Annotated in this window: 16 protein-coding genes; 13 read left to right on the top strand and 3 right to left on the bottom strand. The window is 70.5% G+C overall.

The window, feature by feature from the left end; all coding sequences use genetic code 11:
* Window positions 1-150: 150 nt before the first annotated feature.
* From ACSHXN_RS05510 to ACSHXN_RS05475, 8 genes are all read left to right on the top strand, one after another.
* Complete coding sequence (locus ACSHXN_RS05510) at window positions 151-1,416, top strand: hypothetical protein (RefSeq protein ID WP_359457368.1); 1,266 nt, start codon at window positions 151-153, stop codon at window positions 1,414-1,416.
* 39 nt (window positions 1,417-1,455) lie between these two features.
* The gene (locus ACSHXN_RS05505) at window positions 1,456-2,265 is read left to right on the top strand and encodes an SDR family NAD(P)-dependent oxidoreductase (RefSeq protein WP_355140928.1); all 810 of its coding nucleotides are present in this window, start codon (window positions 1,456-1,458) and stop codon (window positions 2,263-2,265) included.
* Window positions 2,266-3,110: 845 nt separating this feature from the next.
* The gene (locus ACSHXN_RS05500; RefSeq protein WP_438302745.1) at window positions 3,111-6,011 is read left to right on the top strand and encodes a bifunctional glycosyltransferase/CDP-glycerol:glycerophosphate glycerophosphotransferase; all 2,901 of its coding nucleotides are present in this window, start codon (window positions 3,111-3,113) and stop codon (window positions 6,009-6,011) included.
* The gene (locus ACSHXN_RS05495; protein ID WP_355140924.1) at window positions 6,008-7,141 is read left to right on the top strand and encodes a glycosyltransferase family 4 protein; all 1,134 of its coding nucleotides are present in this window, start codon (window positions 6,008-6,010) and stop codon (window positions 7,139-7,141) included. The genes ACSHXN_RS05500 and ACSHXN_RS05495 overlap by 4 nt, the downstream gene beginning before the upstream one ends.
* A gap of 493 nt (window positions 7,142-7,634) precedes the next feature.
* Window positions 7,635-8,951 (top strand): ABC transporter substrate-binding protein, encoded by a 1,317-nt coding sequence (locus ACSHXN_RS05490; protein WP_355140922.1) that lies wholly within the window; start codon window positions 7,635-7,637, stop codon window positions 8,949-8,951.
* Between the two features lie 14 nt (window positions 8,952-8,965).
* Window positions 8,966-9,964: a carbohydrate ABC transporter permease gene (locus ACSHXN_RS05485; protein WP_355140920.1), complete on the top strand. Its 999-nt coding sequence runs from the start codon at window positions 8,966-8,968 to the stop codon at window positions 9,962-9,964.
* Window positions 9,957-10,856, top strand: a complete 900-nt coding sequence (locus ACSHXN_RS05480; protein ID WP_355140918.1) for a carbohydrate ABC transporter permease — start codon at window positions 9,957-9,959, stop codon at window positions 10,854-10,856. Before ACSHXN_RS05485 ends, ACSHXN_RS05480 begins: the two co-directional genes overlap by 8 nt.
* 5 nt (window positions 10,857-10,861) lie before the next feature.
* On the top strand, window positions 10,862-12,250 hold the full coding sequence (locus ACSHXN_RS05475) for a GH1 family beta-glucosidase (protein WP_355140916.1): 1,389 nt from the start codon (window positions 10,862-10,864) through the stop codon (window positions 12,248-12,250).
* 63 nt (window positions 12,251-12,313) lie between these two features.
* Here the strand turns inward: ACSHXN_RS05475 and ACSHXN_RS05470 are convergent, their stop codons facing one another.
* Window positions 12,314-12,529 (bottom strand): hypothetical protein, encoded by a 216-nt coding sequence (locus tag ACSHXN_RS05470; RefSeq protein ID WP_355140914.1) that lies wholly within the window; start codon window positions 12,527-12,529, stop codon window positions 12,314-12,316.
* A gap of 186 nt (window positions 12,530-12,715) precedes the next feature.
* Here ACSHXN_RS05470 and ACSHXN_RS05465 point away from each other — a divergent pair, with 186 nt between their 5' ends.
* The 4 genes from ACSHXN_RS05465 (at window position 12,716) to ACSHXN_RS05450 (ending at window position 16,025) form a co-directional block, all read left to right on the top strand.
* Complete coding sequence (locus ACSHXN_RS05465; RefSeq protein WP_355806271.1) at window positions 12,716-13,393, top strand: response regulator transcription factor; 678 nt, start codon at window positions 12,716-12,718, stop codon at window positions 13,391-13,393.
* Window positions 13,394-13,397: 4 nt separating this feature from the next.
* Entirely contained in the window at window positions 13,398-14,774 is a 1,377-nt protein-coding gene (locus tag ACSHXN_RS05460; protein WP_438302744.1) for a HAMP domain-containing sensor histidine kinase, read from the top strand.
* Window positions 14,775-15,021: 247 nt separating this feature from the next.
* Complete coding sequence (locus ACSHXN_RS05455; RefSeq protein WP_355140908.1) at window positions 15,022-15,717, top strand: L,D-transpeptidase family protein; 696 nt, start codon at window positions 15,022-15,024, stop codon at window positions 15,715-15,717.
* Between the two features lie 122 nt (window positions 15,718-15,839).
* Window positions 15,840-16,025 carry a hypothetical protein gene (locus ACSHXN_RS05450; protein ID WP_355140906.1) on the top strand — a complete coding sequence of 62 codons (186 nt, stop codon included), beginning with the start codon at window positions 15,840-15,842 and terminating at the stop codon, window positions 16,023-16,025.
* A 77-nt stretch (window positions 16,026-16,102) separates the two neighbouring features.
* Here ACSHXN_RS05450 and ACSHXN_RS05445 read toward each other — a convergent pair whose 3' ends face one another.
* Both ACSHXN_RS05445 and ACSHXN_RS05440 read right to left on the bottom strand, forming a co-directional pair.
* A complete protein-coding gene (locus ACSHXN_RS05445; RefSeq protein ID WP_355140904.1) occupies window positions 16,103-17,500 on the bottom strand; it encodes a S1 family peptidase in 1,398 nt (465 codons plus the stop codon).
* A 154-nt stretch (window positions 17,501-17,654) separates the two neighbouring features.
* A complete protein-coding gene (locus ACSHXN_RS05440) occupies window positions 17,655-17,798 on the bottom strand; it encodes a hypothetical protein (protein ID WP_438302743.1) in 144 nt (47 codons plus the stop codon).
* A gap of 157 nt (window positions 17,799-17,955) precedes the next feature.
* On the opposite strand from ACSHXN_RS05440, the gene ACSHXN_RS05435 reads away from it, so the two are divergent.
* A complete protein-coding gene (locus ACSHXN_RS05435; protein WP_438302742.1) occupies window positions 17,956-18,597 on the top strand; it encodes an HAD family acid phosphatase in 642 nt (213 codons plus the stop codon).
* Window positions 18,598-18,651: the final 54 nt, after the last annotated feature.

Here is an 18,651-nt window from a genome sequence, read left to right as displayed (position 1 = left end):
GGTCCGTCATGGAACCGCTGCGGTTGTCACAGGACGGCAACACGTCCCCGGCTTTGCGATCTTTCCGCCGCTTCCCGCTCATCGAACCCGTCGACCCACACCGCAGAGGGCTCCCTCCGGGAGCCGCGCGACGAGGAAACGGGGACGACGATGAACGGCATCACACGCAGGCGTCTGCTGACCGCCGGGGCGACGGCGGGCGCCCTGGGCGCACTGTCCGCCTGCGCGCCCGGCGGCTGGTCGGTGGGTGGGGGAAGCACCGAGGGCGGCGGGGGCTCCGCCGGTGGCAAGGGCACCGTCGAGGCCCGGCCGCTGAAGCTGATCGGCGACGGCTCCACCGCCGACACCGGCGCTCAGCCGCACCAGCCCGCGGTGGAACGGCTGAAGCCCGGTCAGCGGCCCCCGCAGTTCGTGGTGTTCTCCTGGGACGGCGCCGGCGAGCTCAGCAACCAGCTCTTCTCCCGCTTCCGCAAGGTCGCGTCCGACCACGGGGCCTCCATGACCTTCTTCCTCAGCGGCATCTACACGCTGCCCGAGTCCAAGAAGGACCTCTACCGTCCGCCGCGGCACCCGGTCGGCGCCTCCGCCATCGGCTACCTCGCCGACCGGCACATCCACGCCACACTCCAGCAGGTGCGCGCGGCCTGGCTGGAGGGGCACGAGATCGGCACCCACTTCAACGGCCACTTCTGCGGCGCCGACGGGGTGCGCAACTGGTCGCCGGCCGAGTGGAGGAGCGAGATCGACCAGGCGACGGGCTTCGTCACCGAGTGGAAGACCAACACCGGCTTCACGGACCTCGACCCGCTGCCCTTCGACTACCGCAAGGAGCTGATCGGCGGTCGCACGCCGTGCCTGGAGGGCCAGGGCAACCTGCTGCCCACCGCGGCGGAGCTCGGCTGGAAGTACGACGCCAGCTCGCCCGGCGGCCTGCAGATCTGGCCAGGGAAGGTGCAGGGCGGACGGATCTGGGACTTCCCCCTGCAGTCCATACCGTTCTCCGGCCACTCCTTCCAGGTCCTGTCGATGGACTACAACATGATGGCCAACCAGTCCGCCGGTAACCCTCTGGGCGACAGCGCGCAGTACGAAGCCTGGCGCGTCCAGGCCCGTGACACGTATCTGGCCGGGTTCCGGCGCGCACACGACACCAACCGCGCGCCCTTCTTCATCGGCAACCACTTCGAGCGCTGGAACGGCGGCATCTACATGGATGCCGTGGAGGAGGCCATCGGGCGGATGGCGCAGTACGACGACGTGCGCTTCGTGTCCTTCCGCCAGCTGGTGCAGTGGCTGGAGGCGCAGGACCCCGCCGTCCTCGGGAAGCTGCGCACCCTCAACCCCGGACAGTCCCCGATCGGCGGCTGGGAGGAGTTCCTGGGGGTGCCCGCGTCCACCCCGGCGACCCCGTCCTGACCGGCGCTCTTCGGCCATCGGCGCTGTAGCGTCTGCGACATGGAGCACATGGGGCGGTTCGAGGGGTACGGCATCCTGATCACCGGCGCGGCGCGCGGCATCGGCGCCGCGACCGCCCGGCGCCTCGCACAGGAGGGCGCCGGTGTGCTCGTCACCGACGTGGACGCCGCGGAGGCCGAGAAGACCGCGGGGGCGCTGCGCGAGCAGGGTGCGCGGGCCGAGGCGTTCCGGTGCGACGTCACGGACCGGACCGACGTGGAGGCGGCGGTCGCCCGTGCCGTCGAGGTCTTCGGCACGCTGGACGTCCTGGTCAACAACGCCTACGGCTGCACCCCCGACGCAGCGCTCTTCGAGGACGAGTCCGACGAGGTGTGGGCGCGCGACATCGACCGGACCCTGACCGGTGCGTACCGCTGCAGCCGCGCGGCGCTCCCGCATCTCGTCGCCTCGGGGCGCGGTGCCGTCGTCAACATCGGCTCGGTCAACGGCGCCCAGGACTTCGGCAACCACGCCTACAGCGCCGCGAAGGCCGGCCTCGCGTCCCTCACCCGCACCCTCGCCGGACACGCGGCCCCCCGCGGCGTCCGGGTCAACGTCGTGGTGCCCGGTACGGTCCGCACCACCGGGTGGGAAGGCCGTGACGCGGAACTGGACGCGGTGAGCCGGCTCTACCCGCTGGGCCGGGTCGGCGAGCCGGAGGACATCGCGGCGGCCGTCGCGTTCCTCGCCTCGCGGGACGCCGCGTGGATCACGGGGACGGCGCTGCACGTCGACGGCGGTCTGCTCGCGGTGAACACCGGGTTCCACCAGGCTCTGCGGGCGGGCGCCGAGAGCGGCTCCCGACCCTAGGGGAATCCGGCGGCCGCTCGGCCGATCGGGACGGGCGGCCACCGACCCGGTCCGGCGATCAGGTGAAGGGCTTGGTCCGCTCGGCCGTGCGGGAGGTACACGGGCGGAGCACGGGGAAGACAATGCAGTCCCCCTCCCTTCAGGACCGCACGATGACCCACCTCACCGGACAGCGCGCCGTTCGCGGTGCCGCGTTCCTCGCCGACCCGCCGTCGGGCCAAGGGCACGGCCCCGACCCGGTGGGAGCGCGGGATGCCCGGCACGGAAGGGCTGCCGCCCGCCGCCGAGAACCGGGACGGGCCGGTCACCCGCGCCCACCGGGCCTTCGGCGTGACCGACCGTACGTAGGTGGTTGCCGTGTGTGCCGTCGGCCGACCTGTCGCGGACGGTGCCGCCGGGCTCCGGGGCCGGGCTGTCCCACCGCCGCTGCCGGAGGCGGCACGGGAGATCACGCCGGCCGCCGTGGAGGACGCCGCGGCACCAAGGGTCTCAGAGGCGCCGTCGCGGGAGGCGGTCGCCGTGGCGCGGTGCGCCTGCGGCCACCGGGCCCGCTGATGTCCGGCACACCGTCGCCCAGGCCGTCCGCAGCGCCGCTGCGGCACGGCCTCGGCACCGGGCGGCGGCGCCGCGGGGCCTCCGTGGCCGCGTCCTCACGTAGCGTGGAAGAAGGGAGGTGGGGCACCGCCCGGTCGCGGTGAGTCGCAACCCGGTGACCCTGCACGGAGCGGGGCCGCCGGCCCGTGCCGAACCCGGACGCACCCTGTCCGCGGGATGCCCTCGCGGAACGCCGCCGATCCGCGGCGGTGACGGGTCCGCCGTCCGGAGAGCCGAATCCGAGACGAGAGGTGGCCGTGTCGATCGATACCCCCGAGGCAGGCGCCGCGGTGCCGGACATCAGCGTCGTCGTCATCGTGTACAACGATGCCCGGCGCCTCCCGGCAGCAGTGCGCTCCGTACTCGACCAGACACTGCGCAACGTCGAAGTGGTCGTCGTCGACGACTGCTCGACCGACGGCTCCTACGGTGTCGCACAGCAACTCGCCCTCGGCCACCCCGGCCGCGTGCGGGCGATCCGGCTGGCGGAGAACAGCGGCGGCTGCGGAGAGCCCCGCAACCAGGGCCTCGCCGTGGCGCGCGGGCGCTATGTGATGTTCCTGGACAGCGACGACACCCTCGAACCCAATGCATGCCGCAACATGCTCGAAGCGGCCGACCGCACCGGTGCCGATCTGGTCTCCGGACAGTGCGTCCGGGTGCACACCGACAGCAGGCACGACAAGAGGGTCCCCTGGTACCCGTGGCTGTACCGGTCCACACGGACCGTCGAGTCGATCGCCGAGCTGCCGGACCTGTTCGTCTTCGACACCCTGTCGACCAACAAGTGCTACCGGCGCGAGTTCCTCGTCGAGAACGGGCTCACCTTCCCGCGCGGCATCCACTACGAGGACCTGCTGTTCTCCGCACAGGCCTATCTCGCGGCCGGACGGATCACGCTGATCCCCAACACCGTCTACTTCTGGCACGTGGCGGAGAAGTCCACCACCAAGTCGATCAGCAACCGGCGCCACGAGATCAACAACTTCACGGACCGGCTGGAGATCCACCGCCGTATCGACGCCGTGCTGGACCGGCGCGGACTCGACGGGCTCAAGCTGCACAAGGACATCAAGTTCCTCAAGCACGACCTCGTCCTCTACCTGCGCGAACTGCCCTTCCTCGACGACGACTACCGGCACCGCTTCGCGGAACTGGCCCGTGGCTACGTCCAGGACTTCCCCCAGGAGGCGTACGCCGAGCTGGACCGGGTGCACGCGATCTGCGCCCACCTGCTGATGCGGGAGGACTGGGACAACCTGATGCCGGCCGTCGACACGCTGATCAACCGGAACAAGATCTCCGCTCCGCTCGTCCAGCGCGAGGGCCGTGTCTACTGGTGCGACCAGTACCTGGACGACCCGAAGTCGCGTGCGGTCATGGACGTCACGGGCCTCGGCCACCACGGCAGATCACTGGAGGGGATGTTCCTGCGCAATCTGCTCACCGGTTACGCCGTGCGCGGGGACCTGGTGGTGCTCGAGGGCGCGATGGTCAATCCACTGCACACCGTCGCCGCCGACGCGGTTCTCACCGCCGAGTTGGAGTTCCGGGCCCGCCGCCGCAGTCTGCAGATGTTCCGGTTCCCGGTGCGGACGGTGCGTCACGAGGGCGACCGGATCACGTGGCAGGCCGTCGTCCCGCTGTCGGCGCGGTTCCGGCCGCTCGGCGTCGTCGACGAGGTGTGGGACGTGCGGATGCATCTGACGGCCGACGGGAAGAGGACGACCACCCGGCTCACGGCCGGTCGCGTCGACCTGGAGAACGCCGCGTCCGTGCCCGTGCAGCCCCGGCTGAGCCGGCTCGTGGCCGACCGGCTCGAACCCCAGGTCTCCACCAAGGGGCATCTCGCCTTCCGGCTCACCCAGCACGGCACCGCGGCCCGGCACGGTCGGGCCGTCGTGGTCCGGAACCTGCACGGCCCGGCGGCGAGGACGATCAAGGGCTCCTACCGCATGCTCCGCACCGTCAGAAGGGACCTGGCCTCGGGCGCCCGCAAGGTCCAGGTGTACCACCGCATGCTCCGGCTGCTCCCGGTACGCAAGGGCACCGTCGTCTTCGAGAGCCACCTGGGCCGGCAGTACAGCGACAGTCCACGGGCCATCCACGAGGAACTACGCCGTCGCCGGCTGCCCGTCACCGCCATCTGGTCGTACTCGGGCGCGAGGCCCGAGGGCTTCCCCGAGGACGCCGAACTCGTCCGCCGGTGGTCCTGGCGCTACCTGAGGGCGCTGGCGCAGGCCGAGTTCTGGATCGACAACCAGGGCTTCCCGCTTCGGTTGGCCAAACGCCCGGAGACCACGTACATCCAGACGTGGCACGGTTCGGCCCTGAAGCGGATGGGGTTCGACGAGCCCGCCCACCGGGTGATGTCGGAGCAGGAACAGCGCTCGTACCAGGAGGCGTTGGACCGCTTCGACCACTTCGTGGTCCGCAGCGAGCACGATGTCCGCACCCTGGCGCGGGCCTACCGCCTCCCCGAGGAGAAGCTGCTGCGCACCGGGTATCCCCGCAACGACGCCCTTGTGCGGGCGGCCCGTGACCATCGTGCGCCGGACGCCGAACTGCGCCGGCTCGCCGAACGCCTCGGTGTCCGCCCGGACCGCCGTGTGGTGCTGTACGCGCCGACGTTCCGCGCCCGCCCCGACGGCGCGGTCAGGGCCTTCGAATTCCCCTTCGACGTGGAACGGTTCGCCGAGCGCTTCGGCGACCGGTACACCCTGCTGGTGCGTTCCCACTACCTGAACCGGGTCGCTCTGCCGCCGTCGGTGGCGGACCGGGTGATCGATGTGACCGGTGAACCGGACATCACCCCGCTCCTGCTGCTCGCCGACGCCCTGATCACCGACTACTCCTCCGTGATGTTCGACTATGCGCTGCTGCGTCGGCCGCTCGTGTTCTACGCCTACGACTGGGAGGAGTACTCCGAGGACATGCGCGGCACGTACTTCGACCTCCTCGAGGAGGCCCCGGGCCCGGTGGCGCGTACCGAGGACGAACTGTTCGCCGCGGTGTCGGACCTGCCCGCGGTGGTCACCCAGTACGAGGCGCAGCTCAAGGAGTTCGTGGACAAGTACGGCGAGTACGACCGCGGGGACGCGGCGGCTCGCATCGTGGACCGTTTCTTCGGCCCTGCGGGAGAGGCCCGATGACGCAGCGTGAGATCTTCTTCGTCGCCAACGAGGTCAACGAACTGGGCGGCGTGGGCCGCTGGCAGGCCCAGATGGCCCGACTGCTCGCGGAGCGCGGCCATCGGGTGCGGATCATCGGCATCGCCCCGCCCGAGGTGGCGATGGATCTCGGAGAGGATCCGCCGTTCGAGACGCTCACCCTGTACGAGCGGCGGCCCCCGGGCCGGCGCAGGCCCCGCTTTCCGCTCGGCCGTATCGATCCGGCCGTCCGGCGCCAGGAGGCGGACATGCGCGCCGCCGCCGAACGCCTGTCCCGGCTGTTCCGGGCCGCGGCCTCCGGAGCCGTGATCGTCGTGACGCAGGTCTGGGCGATGGAGTGGGTGGCGCTCGCGGACACCGCCGGGCATCCGGTGATCGGCATGAGCCACGAATCCTTCGACGCCTCCAGGCGCTCGTCGCGCTTCGCGCGTGTGCGCAGTCACTACAAGGACGTGGACCGGCTGCTGGTCCTCACCCAGGAGGACGCCGACCGCTGGGTGGCGGAGGGCCTCAACAACGTCGGCTTCATGCCGAACCCGCTGCCGCTGACGCCCGTCGCCCCCTCGCCCCGTACCGAGAAGGCGGTGGCCAGCATCGGCCGGCTCAGCCACGCGAAGGGCGTCGACCTGCTGCTGGACGTCTGGGCCGAGGCCGCACCGCGACAGCCCGGCTGGATCCTGCGCATCTACGGCGCGGGGGAACACGAGGGCGTGCTGCGGCAGCAGTGCACGGAGCTCGGGCTCGACGACTCGGTGGAGTGGGCCGGGCGGACCGACGATGTCACCGCGGCGCTCGCACGGTCGTCGGTGTTCGTGCAGTCCTCGCGCGGCGAGGGCTTTCCGCTCGTTCTCCTCGAGGCGATGGCCTGCGGGGTGCCGTGTGCCGCGTTCGACTGTTCTCCCGGGGTGCGGGAGATCGTCGCGGACGGCGAGGACGGGTTGCTGGCCCGGCACGGCAACACCTCCGAACTCGCACGTCACCTGGTGCGGTTGATGTCCGACGAGAATCTCCGCGACACGATGGGGGAGAGGGCGCGGCAGAACGTGCGGCGTTTCGCCCCCGGCGTGATCACCCGTCGCTGGGAGGAGCTCTTCGACTTCCTGGAGCGCTGACGGTCCGTGCCCCGGCGACGGCCGGGGCACGCCGACGTCCGCCGCGGGCAGGCGGGTTCATGAAGTGAACGATGTGGGGCCGGGGTCGCCGCCCGGTCCGGGAGCTGCCTCAGCAGCTTGAAAGCAGCGCCACGAGCGACGGTCGGAGTTCCGTCAGAGGTTGCCGACGTGTTCCCGCCGGGCGACCCTCCCGGTCGAGCCACGGCGGCGGCTCGGACCGTGGACCGTCGCCCCGTCGAGACCCAACCGTTGCAGTACGCCGGGCTCCGCCCTCCGTCGCAGGTCACATGCCCTGTGGCGGTCGAACCGCGCCCACCTGGCCGCCCGTGCCGCGGCCCGCCGGCGATTAACCCCTGCCGGATCCCTTGACGTGGGTTTCGCGCGGGGTTTAACTCACGTCCTAAATTAAGCCGTGAGGGTTTCGGAAGTCGAACGTGTGTCGTCCGGAGCCTTCATCGGCGTACACGACTCCCGGAAAGGGACACCAGGAGCCATGCGCAGCATCCGAGCCGCGGCCGTCGGCGCCGTCACCATGTCTCTCGCCCTTGCCGCCTCGGCCTGCGGAGGCGGTTCGTCAACGGGCGGAGGGTCGAACGACTCGCCCAAGACACTGACCTACTGGGCCTCCAACCAGGGCGCCAGCATCGAGGTCGACAAGAAGGTCCTCCAGCCCGAGCTCGACAAGTTCGAGAAGCAGACTGGAATCAAGGTCAAGCTGGAGGTTGTCCCCTGGTCGGACCTGCTGAACCGGATCCTGACCGCGACCACCTCCGGTCAGGGCCCCGACGTGCTGAACATCGGCAACACCTGGAGTGCCTCCCTGCAGGCCACGGGCGCGCTGCTGCCGTGGGACGCAAAGAACTTCGAGAAGATCGGCGGCAAGGACCGCTTCGTCGACTCGGCGCTCGGCTCGACCGGAGCCGAGGGCAAGGACCCGGCCGCCGTACCGCTGTACTCGATGGCGTACGCGCTCTACTACAACAAGCAGATCTTCGCCGACGCCGGTATCGCCAAGCCGCCGGTCACCTGGGACGAGCTGATCGCCGACGGCAAGAAGATCTCCGCGAAGGGCAAGTCGGTGCTCGGCGCCGAGGGCGCGAACCTGTCGGAGAACATCCACCACGTCTTCGTCTTCGGCAAGCAGCACGGCGCCGACTTCTTCACCCCGGACGGCAAGGCCGACTTCACCAGCGACGGTGTGGTGGCGGCGGTCAAGCAGTACGTCGATCTGATGGCCAAGGACAAGGTCATCCCGACGGGCAACGCGGAGTACGCGCAGAACCAGTCGGTGAGCGACTTCGCCAAGGGCAAGCAGGCGATGCTGCTGTGGCAGTCCGCGGCCGCCAACCTCAAGTCGCAGGGCATGAGCGAGGACCAGTACGGCATCGCCCCGGTCCCCGTGCAGTCCGGCACCCCCGGTACCGGCAACCAGGTCAACTCGATGGTCGCGGGCATCAACCTGGCCGTCTTCAAGAACAGCCACAACCTCGACGGGGCCACGAAGTTCGTGAAGTTCATGACCAGTGACGAGGAGCAGAAGGTCCTCAACACGGCCTACAGCTCCATCCCGCCGGTCAAGGCCGCACAGGAGGACCCCGCGTTCACCTCGCCGTCCAACGCCGTGCTGAAGGACACCCTCGCCACGAGCGCCTCGGCGCTCCCGCAGGTCGCCGACGAGTCCCAGTTCGAGACGGCGGTCGGTACGGCCGTCAAGGAACTGTTCTCCGACGCCGCAGCCGGACGGCCGGTGACCACGGAGTCGGTGAAGGCCAAGCTCGAGAAGGCCCAGCAGCAGATGCCGACGAAGTGAGCACGGGCACCATCATGACCACCACGACCGCCTCGACCGACACCGGCGAGCGGACCGTGCGCAAGAACTCCCCCGGTGCGGCGCGCGGCCCGCGCCGCACCGGGCGGATTCGCCGCATCGGACTGCCCTACCTGTTGCTCCTGCCCGCCCTGCTGCTCGAACTCCTGGTCCACCTGGTGCCGATGGTGATCGGCATCGTGATGAGTTTCAAGGAGCTCACGCAGTTCTACATCCGCGACTGGGGCACCGCGCCCTGGTCCGGCTTCGACAACTACAAGATCTCGCTGGACTTCAACGCCCCCGTGGGCCAGGCGCTGCTCCACTCGTTCCTGGTCACCGTCGGCTTCACCCTGCTCTCGGTGGGCCTGTGCTGGCTGATCGGCACGGCCGCCGCCGTCTACATGCAGGACACCTTCCGCGGCCGGGGTCTGCTGCGCGCACTCTTCCTGATCCCGTACGCGCTGCCCGTGTACGCGGCCGTCATCACCTGGGTGTTCATGTTCCAGCACGACAACGGCCTGGTGAACCACGTCCTGCACGACCAGCTGCACCTCACCGACAAGCCGTCCTTCTGGCTCATCGGCGACAACAGCTTCGTCGCGCTGCTCGTGGTGTCGGTGTGGAAGGGCTGGCCGTTCGCCTTCCTCATCGTCATGGCCGGCCTGCAGAACATCCCCAGGGAGCTGTACGAGGCCGCCGCCCTCGACGGTGCCGGAATGTGGCAGCAGATCCGCCGCATCACCCTGCCGTCGCTGCGCCCGGTCAACCAGGTGCTGATCCTGGTGCTGTTCCTGTGGACGTTCAACGACTTCAACACGCCGTACGTCCTGTTCGGCAAGGCCGCACCGGAGGCCGCGGACCTCATCTCGGTCCACATCTACCAGGCCTCGTTCGTCACCTGGAACTTCGGCACCGGCTCCGCCATGTCCGTCCTGCTGCTGCTGTTCCTGCTCGTCGTGACGGGCGTCTACCTGCTGCTCACCTCCCGGGGAAGGAAGACGGCCGATGTCTAGCACCACCAGGGCGCCGCAGCCGCCGGTCACCTCGCGGACACCGCGTTCGCCGATGGCCCCGCCCAGGTCCTTCCTGTGGTCCCGGGGGATCTTCCTCACGCTGCTCACGGTCTTCGTACTGGTGCCGGTCTATGTGATGATCTCCAGCTCGCTGAAGCCGCTGGCGGACGTCACGGGGAAGTTCCGGTGGCTGCCGAGCGGCCTCACCTTCCGCCCCTACATCGACATCTGGTCGACGGTCCCGCTGGCCCGGTACTTTGTGAACTCGCTGGTCGTGGCCGGTGCGGCGACGATCTGCTCGGTCATCATCGCGGTGTTCTCCGCGTACGCGGTCAGCCGCTACAACTTCCGCGGCAAGCGCGTGTTCACAGTCACTGTGCTGTCCACCCAGATGTTCCCCGGCATCCTCTTCCTGCTCCCGCTCTTCCTGCTCTACGTCAACATCGGCAACGCCACCGGAATCGCGCTGTTCGGCTCCCGCGGCGGGCTGATCCTGACGTATCTCACCTTCTCGCTGCCCTTCTCGATCTGGATGCTCATCGGGTACTTCGACTCGGTGCCGCGTGATCTCGACGAGGCGGCGCTGGTGGACGGCTGCGGGCCGCTCGGGGCGCTCTTCCGGATCGTCGTGCCGGCCGCGATCCCCGGCATCGTGGCGGTCGCCGTCTACGCCTTCATGACCGCCTGGGGCGAGGTGCTCTTCGCCTCGGTGATGACCAACGACACCACCCGCACCCTCGCCGTCGGGCTCCAGGGCTACTCCACGCTGAACGACGTCTACTGGAACCAGATCATGGCCGCCTCGCTCGTCGTGAGCGTGCCCGTGGTCGCGGGCTTCCTGCTGCTGCAGCGCTACCTGGTCACCGGGCTCACCGCCGGAGCCGTGAAGTGACCGACATGCCTATTCCTGAAAGGGCTTCTGTGTCCGAACGCATCGACCTCGCCGCGCTCCCTCACGACTTCCTGTGGGGCACGGCCACATCGGCGTACCAGATCGAGGGGGCCGTCGCCGAGGACGGCCGTTCGCCTTCGATCTGGGACACGTTCTCGCACACTCCGGGAAAGATCGCGGGTGACGACAACGGCGACGTCGCCTGCGACCACTACCACCGCTGGCGCGAGGACGTCGGGTTGATGAAGCAGCTCGGCACCAACGCCTACCGGCTGTCCGTGGCCTGGCCCCGGGTCGTCCCGGGCGGCGACGGCCCGGTGAACGCCAAGGGCCTGGCCTTCTACGACGAGTTGATCGACGGCCTGCTGGAGGCGGGCATCACCCCCTCCGTCACCCTGTACCACTGGGACCTGCCGCAGGTGCTCCAGGACCGCGGCGGCTGGCCCGAGCGGGACACCGCCGAGCACTTCGCCGCGTACGCCTCGGCGGTCGCGGAACGTCTCGGCGACCGGGTCACCCACTGGACGACGCTCAACGAGCCGCTGTGCTCGGCCTGGATCGGCCACCTCGAGGGACTGATGGCCCCGGGCCTGACGGATCTGACCGCCGCGGTCCGTGCCTCGTACCACCTGCTCCTCGGCCATGGCCTGGCCGCCGCTGCCATCCGCGCGGCCGTACCGGACGCGGCGATCGGCATCGTCAACAACCTCTCGACCGTGCACGCCGCCACCGACAGCCCGGAGGACGAGGCCGCCGCGCGCCGGATGGACGGCCATGTCAACCGCTGGTGGCTCGACCCCGTCCACGGCCGGGGATTCCCCGCGGACATGCGGGAGGTCTACGGCGTCGAGCTCCCCGAGCGCCCGGGCGACCTGGAGACGATCGCCGCACCGCTGGACTGGCTGGGGCTCAACTACTACTTCCCGGCCACCGTCGCGGACGACCCGGACGGGCCGGTCCCGCACGCACGCTCGGTGCGCCTGGACGGTGTGCCGCGCACCGGTATGGACTGGGAGATCGATGCGAGCGGCATCGAGACGCTGCTGCTGCGCCTCACCGAGGAGTACGGCGCGCGCAGGCTGTACGTCACCGAGAACGGCTCCTCCTTCCCCGACGTCGTGCGCCCCGACGGCACCGTGGACGACCCCGAGCGCCAGGACTACCTGGTGCAGCATCTCGCCGCCTGCGCGTCGGCGGCCGGCAAGGGCGCCCCGCTGGCCGGCTACTTCGCGTGGTCGCTGCTGGACAACTTCGAGTGGGCGTACGGCTACGACAAGCGCTTCGGCCTCGTCCACGTCGACTACCGCTCGCAGGTCCGCACGATCAAGGGCACCGGGCACCTGTACGCGGACATCGTGCGTGATCACCGGGGCCGGTCCCGACGGGCGGCCTGACGTGCGGGTGCCGGTTCGCGCCGTACGGCGCGAACCGGCACCGGGCGACGAATCGGTGCGGTGCTACCGGCCGTAGCCGCGATGGCCGCCGTGGTGGCCGTAGCCGCCGTGGTGGCCGTGGCCGCCATAGCCTCCGTGCCCTCCGTGGTGGGCCCAGGCCGTCCCGGCCGTGGTGGGCGCCGCCGTCGGGGTGCTCGCCAGGGCGACCCCACTGCTCGCCGCGCCGGCCAGCAGCATCGTGCCGGCGATCAGTGCGACCCTGCGTCGGATGTTCGTCATCGGGTCTCTCCTTCTCTGACAGGCGCGGAAGCCCTCGTGCTTCCGTCGGCTCAAGCCTGCTGCAGCGCCGCTGAGAGGAGCCTGAGAGAACCCGCGCCCTCGGCGCCGCCCTCGCCCGCACAGGGCCGCGGCCCGTCGGCGCGCGGCGTCGATGACCTCTTCGTAGGGTGGAGGGGAGGTCGGTTCGTGCGAGTGCTGGTGATCGAGGACGAACGGGGGCTCGCCGAGGCGATCGATCATGGGCTCGCCGAGGAGGGCTTCGTCGCCGACGTCGTGTACGACGGCGTCGAGGGGCTCTGGCGGGCCGTGCACGAGCCGTACGACGTGATCGTCCTGGATCTCATGCTGCCGGGTATGTCCGGTTACGAGGTGCTGAAGCGGCTGCGAGCGGCCGACGTGTGGACCCCCGTCCTCGTCCTGACCGCGAAGGACGGCGAGTACGACGAGGCGGACGCCCTCGACCTCGGCGCCGACGACTATCTGAGCAAGCCCTTCTCCTTTGTGGTGCTGGTCGCCCATCTGCGGGCGCTGCTGCGCCGAGGTGCGCCCGCCCGGCCCGCCGTGCTCGCGGCCGGCGACCTCGCACTGGACCCGGCGGGCCACCGCTGCCACCGGGCGGGCCGTGAGATCACCCTGACCGCCCGGGAGTTCACCCTGCTGGAATTCCTGCTCCGGCACCCCGACGAGGTGGTCAGCAAGACCGACATCCTCGATCACGTGTGGGAGGAGGACTTCGACGGCGACACCAACATCGTCGAGGTCTACGTCGGCTATCTGCGGCGCAAGATCGACGCTCCCTTCGGCCGCAGGACGATCGAGACCGTGCGCGGCGCGGGCTACCGGCTGAGCGGCACCGGGAGGTGACGGGGTGCGCGTCCGTGTTCCGGTGTGCTGGGCCCGTCGCTCCCTGCGGCTCAGACTGACCGCCGCGGCGGCTCTGATGATCGCGGCAGCACTCGTCGGCGCGGCCTGTCTGCTCGCGGTGTGGCTGCGGATGAGCCTGCTGAGCGGGCTCGACCAGGCCGCACTCCAGCAGGCCCAGGTCATCGCGGCGAACGCCGACAGCGGCAGTCTGCCCCACATCGTTCCGGCCACGGGCAACGGTGACACCGCCGTCCAGGTCGTGGGATGCGGCGGCGGGGTGCGGGCCAGTTCGGCGAATCTGGCGGGCCAACCCGCCCTGTTCTCCTTCGCTCCGACCACCTCCGGCACGCCCGTGGCCCACAGCGTGCGCGATCTGCCGTTGAAGGGCGACGGCAGCTGGCGGGCCGTGGGTCTCGCGGCGGGCGGCGGCAGCGACCGGGCGACGGTGTACGTGGCGGTGCCGACCGCGGCAGTGCACCACAACCTGGCCCTGCTCACGGTGGGGCTGGCCATCTCCGTGCCGCCGGCCGTCGCCCTGCTCACCGGGGTGGTCTGGATGCTGACCGGGCGGGCGTTGCGGCCCGTGGAGGACCTGCGCGCCCAGACGGCGGAGATCACCGCCGGCGACCTGGGCCGCCGGCTGGACGTCCCGCCGGCCGACGACGCTCTGGGGCGGCTGGCCCGGACCCTCAACGACCTTCTCGCCCGGCTGGACGACTCGGCCCGGCAGCAGCGCGGGTTCGTCGCGGACGCCGCACACGAGTTGCGCAGTCCGCTGAGCAGCCTGCACACCCAGCTCGAGGTGGCCGTCCGGCATCCGGCCTCGGCGGACTGGAACGCCCGCGGTCCGGCCCTGGTCGAGGAGAGCGAACGGCTGTCCCGGCTCGTCGACAACCTGCTGCGGCTGGCCCGTCTCGACGCCCGGCCGCGGCTGCGCAGACATCCGGTGGACCTGGACGAGGTCGTCTTCCGTGAAGTACGCCACGCGCGCCTGCGCACACCGCTCGTCGTCGACCAGCGCGCCGTCGGCGCGGCCCGCGTGTGCGGCGACGGCGACGCCCTCGCCAGGGTCGTACGCAACCTGCTGGACAACGCACTTCGTCACGCCGCCGCACGCATCGACGTGAGCCTGCGGGTCCGGGACGGACAGGCGTGCCTGTCCGTGGCCGACGACGGGCCCGGGATCCCGGTGGCCGACCGCTGCCGCGTCTTCGACCGGTTCACGCGCCTGGACTCGGCCCGCGCCCGGGACACCGGAGGCAGCGGCCTCGGCCTCGCCATCGTGCACGACCTGGTAGCCGCGCACCACGGGCGGATCCGGATCGAGGACAACGATCCGGGAGCACGCATCGTGGTCTGCATCCCTGTCACGGATCCGTGATCGAGGAGCCGGTCCAGCTCACCCCGGGCCGGGCGAGCACGGCGCTCCACGCGGGCGCGCCTCCGTGCGCCCCGGCCCCGCGGTCCGTCTCCGGCGGATTCCGGCGGAACGTCCCTGGACGGCGGAATGTCACCGTTTCGTCGCAGAGCCCCCCGTCCTACAACCAGCGAGCCCCGTTGCCTGTCTATCTGGCAGGCACGCTGGAACGCGCCGTACGCAGGCGCGCAGACGAGGATGGAAGACCGCCATGGGGGACATACGCCGACGGGGTGCCGTCGCACTGGGGGTCACCGCGTTGGTGACCCCGCTCACGCTCGCACTCGGCACCGCGCCTGCCGACGCGGCGAGCTGCACCACGCAGAAGGGGCCGTACCAGAAGCAGGTCGAGAAGTTCCTCGGCCGGCCGGTCGACGGCAAGCAGTCCGCCGCCGACTGCAAGGCGATCCAGGCCTTTCAGAAGAAGCACGGCATTACCCCGACCATCGGCTACGCGGGCCCCGTCACCTGGGGGGTGATGGACCTGATGAACAAGCAGAAGGCCGTGGGCAAGCATCCCAACAAGGACGGGAAGTGCCCGGTCAACAAGGGCCGTATCGCCTGCGTGAACCTCACGCTCCAGCTCAGCTGGATCCAGGACGGCAGCCGGCTCGTGTACGGTCCGGTCCCGGTCCGCACGGGCCGCAACGGCTACGAGACCCGAACCGGTCTGAAGAAGATCTACTGGCGTGACATCGACCACGTGTCGAGCCTGTACAACGTGGCCATGCCCTACAGCCAGTTCTTCGACGGCGGCCAGGCCTTCCACTCCGTCGGCCTGAGCATGTGGAACCCGCCCGGGTCGCACGGCTGCGTCAACATGACGAAGACCGACGCCAAGAAGTACTGGTCGCTGCTCAAGTCCGGCGACGACGTCTTCGTGTACGGCCGCAAGCCGGGCACCTGACACGGCCCCGGCCCGGCCGTCCCCGGGACGGCCGGGCCGGACGCGCACGGAGTGATCAGCTTCACGGTCCGGAATGCCGGGAGGTGCCTGATTGCTCACAGCGCCTTCACGTCGGGCCCCGTATGCTTCACGCCATGCCCACTACTCCTGAACCCGCAGCGGAACGCTCCGCCGACGAGGTCAACGAGGAGATCCGGGCCCTGTGGTTCCGCAGCGGCGGAATGCTGAACATGGACGAGCGGCGGGAGTACCAGCGGCTCGTCATGGAATGGGCGACGGTCTCCCCGGACCCCACCCAGGCGGCGTGAAGGCCTGACGGCGCTCACCGCGCGCCGTCCCCGCGCCGACCGGCAGGGCGGCCCGGGACCGCCCGCCTCTCTCCCGCTCAGCCCCAGGTGCCGGAGTAGGCCCGGCGGTAGGCGTTGCGCTCGTGTTCCGTACGGATGTAGCGGGTGGCGACCAGGGCGACCAGACTGCCCGCGATGACCAGCAGCCCCGGGCCTACGTTGCGCACGTCGGTGAGCCGCGTCACGAAGCCGCCCTTGGTGCCGACCTCCTGGACCGCGCCCGGTGCCGCGGACCCCGGCGCCCCCGCACCGGGGGCTGCGGCCGCACCCTGCGCGGCCGAAGTGGACGGCGCGGGGACGGCGGGCGCCTGGTTGGTCGCGCTCCCCGAAGCCTGTGACTGCCCGGTGAGCCGCACCCCGAGTGCCGACATCGCCGTCGTGAGCGGCTGGAAGAACGTCGTGCCGCCCGACCGGCAGTCCCCGCTGCCGCCCGATGTCACCCCGAGCGCGATGCCCTCGGAGAACAACGGGCCCCCGCTGTCTCCCGGTTCGGCACAGACCGTGGTCTGGATGAGGCCGGTGACCGTGCCCTCGGGGTAGTTCACCGTCGCGTTGAGCGCGGTGACCTGGCCGTCGTGCAGGCCCGTGGTGCTGCCGCTGCGAAAGACCCGCTGCCCGACGACCGGATCCCCGGTCCCCGCGATGCGCACCCCGCGCCCGCCGCCGATGGCCACGACGTTCGCGCCGGGTGTCTCCTGACCGTTCTCGTACCGGATGAGTGAGAAGTCGCCCGAGCCGGGGAACTCCGACGTCACCGTCCGTCCCACCACCGTACGGCCCGTGCTGTCGGAGAACCAGAGTGTGCCACCGGGGCCGCAGTGCCCGGCGGTGAGGATGAACTCGCTCTGCCCGTCGGTCACGTTGTACCCGGCCGAACACCGGCCCGTGGCCGAGATGACCGGCTGGGCGCCGTTCACCCGGGTGGTGAACCTGCCCTCCGTGCGCTCCATGCGGACGAAGTCGCCCGTGTCGTGGGCGAGCCGGGTCATCCGGGACCAGTCGGAGGCGGAGACGGAGCTGTCACCCTGCACCACCACCTGGTTGGACCGGTAGTCCACGGCCCAGGCGGTACCGGACACCCTCGGCGCCGAACTCAGCGCCATGGTGGCCGATTTGAGCTGATCCATGCTGTGCCGCACCATCTTGGCCCGGGCTCCGGCGGCCGTGACCCGGCCGGCCGCGGCCCTGTCGGTCACGGCGACGACCGGTTTCCCGTCGGGACCGATCCAACTGCCCGCGGTGCGCGCCATGCCGAGCTGCGACATCAGTCCGGCAGCCGTCCGGGAGGTGCCCTGCGCGGACGCGCCGCCGGGGTCCGGCGCGCCGGACGGTTCGACGGCCAGGGCCTGGGTGACCATCAGGCCTCCCAGGAGCACTCCGCCGAGGGCGGCGATGCGTGCCCCCCGCCGGACGATCCGTCGTCGTGCATGCCTCATCCATGGCTCCCGAACCCCGAACGGCACGGCGTGACCACCGCGGAGCGCTCCGGTCGGCGAGCGCCCTCACTACATACGTGGGCCGGGGCACGGGAGTTCACCGACGACCGGTGCGAGTCACCCCGTCGGTGACGCAGAGGACGGCAGCAGTGAGTCACCGCTGGTTTCGTCGCTCCACAGCGAGTCGCCGTCCACCGTACGGCCGCGGCAGCGCGGTGAGCCCCGGATCGTTGCGCTCGTTCAGTTCGTCCGAGGTGATCTTTCCGGCGATCCCGGCGAGGAAGTCGGCGAGCTGCACGCGGCACGGTTGTGTCTACTCGCGAGTAACTGTCTACCGGGGAGTAACTTTTCGGTCGTCTGTCGTCCATCCTTGGACGTGAACATGGCGAGCAGCGGCGACGGTCGAGGAACTGTCCCCGTTTTGGCGCGAGTTGGACCCTGGAGAAGGGACGGGCATGACAAGACCGGGTGTGGGACGCCGGATCGGTGCGGTCTCGGTGGTCGTGGCGCTGGGCCTCGGTGGCACGGTCACGGCGGCGCATGCGGCCTCCGCCGCGCCCGCGCGGATCGCTGTGAGCGCGGCGGCGGCGCGGGCTTCCGAGGTCGACTACGCCACCTGGCAGGCGGACGTGAAGGCGGTCGTCGACCAGGCGGTGCTGTACGTCCAGCAGCGCACGGCGAACACCGCCGGGCAGAGGACGGCCATCGTCTTCGACATCGACAACACCACGCTGGAGACGGACTTCCACCCCTGGTACCAGCTGCCCACCCTCGCGGTGAGGCCCTCCCTGGAGCTGGCGAAGTACGCCAAGTCCCGTGGTGTCTCCGTCTTCTTCGTCACCGCGCGCCCCGGCATCATCGCGTCCGAGACCAAGTGGAACCTCAAGGCCGTGGGCTACCCGGTCGACGGTCTGTACGTGCGTGATCTGCCCGACCTGTTCGACGAGGTCAGCGAGTACAAGACGGGCAAGCGCGCCGCGATCGAGGCCCTCGGCTACTCGATCATCGCGAACGTCGGCAACAATGCCTCCGACCTGGTCGGCGGACACGCCGAGCGCACCTTCAAGCTCCCCGACTACGACGGCCAGTTGTCCTGACGGACCTCTCGGGCTCCAGGGCGCCGGCACGGACGTACGTCCGTGCCGGCGCCC

The sequence above is a fragment of the Streptomyces sp. HUAS TT11 genome (assembly GCF_051553595.1).
In the GTDB taxonomy this organism is placed as follows: domain Bacteria; phylum Actinomycetota; class Actinomycetes; order Streptomycetales; family Streptomycetaceae; genus Streptomyces.
The sequence above is the reverse complement of the archived record's forward strand: the minus strand, read 5'-3'. Positions and strand labels throughout refer to the sequence as shown.